General features: G+C 73.1%; 3 protein-coding genes. 2 read left to right on the top strand and 1 reads right to left on the bottom strand.

Annotated elements, in window-relative coordinates; all coding sequences use genetic code 11:
• Together pcrA and GTR02_RS20145 are read left to right on the top strand one after the other, a co-directional pair.
• A partial coding sequence (pcrA, locus tag GTR02_RS20150; RefSeq protein ID WP_166609265.1) for a DNA helicase PcrA occupies window positions 1-2,335 on the top strand: 2,335 nt, incomplete at its 5' end.
• Between the two features lie 81 nt (window positions 2,336-2,416).
• The gene (locus tag GTR02_RS20145) at window positions 2,417-3,427 is read left to right on the top strand and encodes an aldo/keto reductase family protein (protein ID WP_166609266.1); all 1,011 of its coding nucleotides are present in this window, start codon (window positions 2,417-2,419) and stop codon (window positions 3,425-3,427) included.
• Window positions 3,428-3,481: 54 nt separating this feature from the next.
• On the opposite strand, the gene GTR02_RS20140 is transcribed toward GTR02_RS20145, so the two are convergent.
• The gene (locus tag GTR02_RS20140) at window positions 3,482-4,285 is read right to left on the bottom strand and encodes a transporter substrate-binding domain-containing protein (RefSeq protein ID WP_166609264.1); all 804 of its coding nucleotides are present in this window, start codon (window positions 4,283-4,285) and stop codon (window positions 3,482-3,484) included.
• Window positions 4,286-4,380 lie beyond the last annotated feature (95 nt).

Genomic DNA, 4,380 nt, shown 5'->3' with positions numbered 1-4,380 from the left:
CGCCCGGCCCGCCCGCCGCGGTCCGGACGCCGCCGCGCTCCTGGAGGGGCTCAACCCCCAGCAGCGCGAGGCCGTGGTGCACACCGGCTCGCCGCTGCTCATCGTGGCCGGCGCCGGGTCGGGCAAGACGCGCGTGCTCACCCACCGCATCGCCTACCTGCTGGCCGAGCGGGGCGCGACCCCGGGCCAGATCCTCGCCATCACCTTCACCAACAAGGCCGCGGCGGAGATGCGCGACCGGGTCGCGGCGCTCACGGGCGAGCACATCGGCCACGGCGGCCGGAGCATGTGGGTCTCGACGTTCCACTCCGCCTGCGTGCGGATCCTGCGCGCCCAGGCCGCCCAGCTCGGGCTGCGGACCTCGTTCTCGATCTACGACTCCGCCGACGCCCAGCGCCTGATGGCGCTGGTCGGCCGCGAGCTCGACCTGGACCCCAAGAAGCACGCCCCGCGCAGCATGTCGGCCATGGTCAGCAACCTCAAGAACGAGCTCGTCGACGAGGAGGCGTACTTCGACCGGGCGCACTCCGAGCAGGGCAACGAGACCGAGCGCACGCTCGCGGCGGCCTACCGGCTCTACCAGTCGCGGCTGCGGCAGGCCAACGCGCTCGACTTCGACGACCTGATCATGTCGACCGTGCACCTACTGCAGGCGTTCCCCGACGTCGCCGAGCACTACCGCCGCCGGTTCCGCCACGTCCTGGTCGACGAGTACCAGGACACCAACCACGCCCAGTACGTCCTGGTGCGCGAGCTCGTGGGCGGCTCCGTGAGCGAGGAGGCGGCCCGCTCGCGCGTGACGGCGGCCGACGGCACCGTGGTCCGCGAGGGCCAGCGCGTCGCCGTGCCGCCGGCCGAGCTGACCGTCGTCGGTGACGCCGACCAGTCGATCTACGCCTTCCGCGGCGCGACGATCCGCAACATCGCCGAGTTCGAGAAGGACTACCCCGACGCGCGGACGGTGCTGCTGGAGCAGAACTACCGCTCGACGCAGACGATCCTCTCGGCGGCCAACGAGGTCATCAGGCACAACGAGGACCGCCGGGCGAAGAACCTCTGGACGGCCGCGGGCGCGGGCGAGCAGATCGTCGGCTACGTCGCCGACGACGAGCACGACGAGGCCGCGTTCGTCGCGGAGGAGGTCGACCGCCTCCACGACGCCGGCCACCTGAAGTACTCCGACGTCGCGGTGTTCTACCGCACCAACGCGCAGTCGCGGGCCCTGGAGGAGGTCTTCGTCCGCACGGGCCTGCCCTACAAGATCGTCGGCGGCACGCGGTTCTACGAGCGCCGCGAGGTCAAGGACGCCATGGCGTACCTGCGCCTGATCGCGAACCCGGACGACACCGTGAACCTGCGGCGCGTCCTCAACGTCCCCAAGCGCGGGATCGGCGAGCGCGCCGAGGCGGCGATCGTCGTGCTGGCGGAGCGCGAGAAGGTCTCCTTCGCGCAGGCGCTGGAGCGCGCCGACGAGGCCTACGGCCTGGTCACCCGCTCGCTCACCGCGATCAGGGGGTTCACGACGCTGGTCTCCGACCTGCGCACGCTCGCCGAGTCGGGGGCGGCCCCCGCGACGGTGCTCGAGGCGGTGCTGGAGCAGACGGGCTACCTCGCGGAGCTGCGCGCGAGCCACGACCCGCAGGACGAGAGCCGCGTCGAGAACCTGTCCGAGCTCGTCGCCGTCGCCGAGGAGTTCGCGGAGACCGACCCCGAGGGGACGCTGACCGACTTCCTGGAGCGCGTCTCGCTGGTCGCCGACTCCGACCAGATCCCCGACGCCGAGGCCGAGGCGCAGGGCGTCGTGACCCTCATGACCCTGCACACCGCCAAGGGCCTGGAGTTCCCGGTCGTGTTCCTCACGGGCATGGAGGACGGCACCTTCCCGCACCTGCGCTCGCTCGCCGACCCCGACCAGCTGGCCGAGGAGCGCCGCCTGGCCTACGTGGGGCTGACCCGGGCGCGCGAGCGGCTGTACCTCTCGCGCGCGACGAGCCGCAGCGCCTGGGGCGCCCCGCAGCAGAGCCCGGCCAGCCGGTTCCTCGACGACGTCCCGCCGAACCTCGTGGACTGGAAGCGCGGCGCCGCGTCCGGCTTCGCGCCGGTCTCGTCGCCGTCGGCGGGGGCGCGGCTGTCGCAGCGCCCCGGCGTGCGCTCGCCGGGCAACCGCCCCGTCATCGCCCTGTCCCCGGGGGACCGCGTCACGCACGACTCCTTCGGCATGGGCACCGTCGTGCGGATCGAGGGCGAGGGCGACAAGACCGTCGCGCACGTCGACTTCCGCACCGAGGGCGTCAAGCGGCTCCTGCTGCGCTACGCCCCCGTGACCAAGCTCTGACGGGCGCCCGCCCCCGAGCCGTCTGACGTCTGGGCCGCCCCGCCCTCGCCGTGCGGACCCGGGAGGAGTTGGATGGGCGTCATGGACTTCCGCTACCTCGGGGCCTCGGGCCTCAAGATCTCCGAGATCACCTACGGCAACTGGCTCACGCACGGCTCGCAGGTCGAGAACGACGCCGCGATCGCGTGCGTGCACGCTGCGATCGACGCGGGCATCTCGACCTTCGACACCGCCGACGTCTACGCCAACACGAAGGCCGAGACCGTCCTCGGTCAGGCGCTGAAGGGGCAGCGCCGCGAGTCGCTGGAGATCCTCACCAAGGTGTTCGGGCCGACCGGGCCCAAGGGGCACAACGACCTCGGCCTGTCCCGCAAGCACATCACCGAGTCGATCGACGGCTCGCTGCGCCGCCTGGGGACGGACTACGTCGACCTGTACCAGGCGCACCGCTTCGACTACGAGACGCCGCTGGAGGAGACGTTCCAGGCCTTCGCGGACATCGTCCGCCAGGGCAAGGTCCTCTACGTCGGCGTCAGCGAGTGGACCGCCGACCAGCTCCGCGCGGGCCACGCGCTCGCGAAGGAGATGGGCGTCCAGCTCATCTCCAACCAGCCGCAGTACTCGATGCTGTGGCGCGTCATCGAGGGCGAGGTCGTCCCGACGTCGCGCGAGCTGGGCGTCTCCCAGGTCGTGTGGTCGCCCATCGCGCAGGGCGTGCTGACGGGCAAGTACGTGCCCGGCGGCGAGCTGCCGGCGGGGTCGCGCGCCACGGACGCCAAGGGCGGCGCCGACATGATCAAGCGGTTCATGAACGACGACGTCCTGACCCGCGTGCAGGCCCTCAAGCCCGTCGCCGACGAGCTCGGCCTGTCGATGGCGCAGCTCGCCGTCGCGTGGGTGCTGGCCAACGACAACGTCGCGACCGCCATCATCGGCGCGAGCCGGCCGGAGCAGGTGCACGAGAACGCGAAGGCCGCCGGCGTCACGATCCCCGCCGAGGCCCTGGCCCGCATCGACGAGGTCCTCGGTGACGTCGTCGAGCGCGACCCGGCCAAGACGCTCGAGAGCTCGCCGAAGACCCGCGAGGCCTGAGACGTCACGACGGGCCCGCCCCCGGCGAGGGGCGGGCCCGTCGTCGCTCCGCGCTCAGGCGCCGCCGTTGATCGCCGTCGTGCGCAGGGCCGCGGCCCCCACGCCGTGCCGCTCGAGGACGGCGGCGTAGCTGCCGTCGGCGATGCTCTCCTGCAGCGCGACCTGGACCGCGTCGCGCAGCGCCGTGCGGTCCTTCGCCGTCGCGATCCCGTACGGCGCGGACTCCAGCGACTCCCCGACGAGCTCGAGACGGCCGCCCGAGGCCGTGGCCAGGTCGGCCGCCGACGGGTAGTCCTCGACGCCGAAGTCGGCCGCACCGGCGAGCACCGCGTCGCCGCTGCGGCCGTTGTCGACCTCGACGGTGCGCACGGCGGGGGAGCCCGCGGCCGTGCACAGGGCCGACTGGGCGGCGACGAGGTCGCCGTTGGTCGTGGAGGAGTTCACGGCCGCGGTGCGTCCGCACCAGCTCGCCGGGTCGCTCAGCCCGGCCGGGTTGCCGCCGGCGGTGAGGACCTGGCTGCCCGCGACGAAGTAGTCGACGAAGTCGACGTCGGCCTGCCGCGAGGCCCGGTCCGTCATCGAGGACATGATCACGTCGGCCTGGTGCCCGCTCACGGTGGCGATGAGGTCGTCGAAGGCGACCTGCCGGAACGTGACCTCCAGCCCGAGCCGGCGGCCCAGGTCCTCGGCCAGGTCGATGTCGACGCCCGCGGGACGGGAACCCTCCAGGTACTCCATGGGCGCGTAGCTGGCGTCGGTGGCGACCGTCAGGGTGCCGGGGACCACCAGCGGCAGGGCGGGGGCGGCCGTGCGCTCCGCGTCCCCCGTCGTGCGGTGCGCGTCCTGCGCCGCTTCCACGTCTGAACCCGGCCCGCGGGTCCCGGCTCAGCCCTCCGGGGTGCGCAGGAGGGCGAAGGTGAGGTCGCGCCGGTGCCGGAAGCCGAGCGCGGTGT

The organism is Kineococcus siccus (assembly GCF_009906795.1).
Classification (GTDB): domain Bacteria; phylum Actinomycetota; class Actinomycetes; order Actinomycetales; family Kineococcaceae; genus Kineococcus; species Kineococcus siccus.
This window is presented reverse-complemented; position numbering and strand designations above follow the sequence as displayed.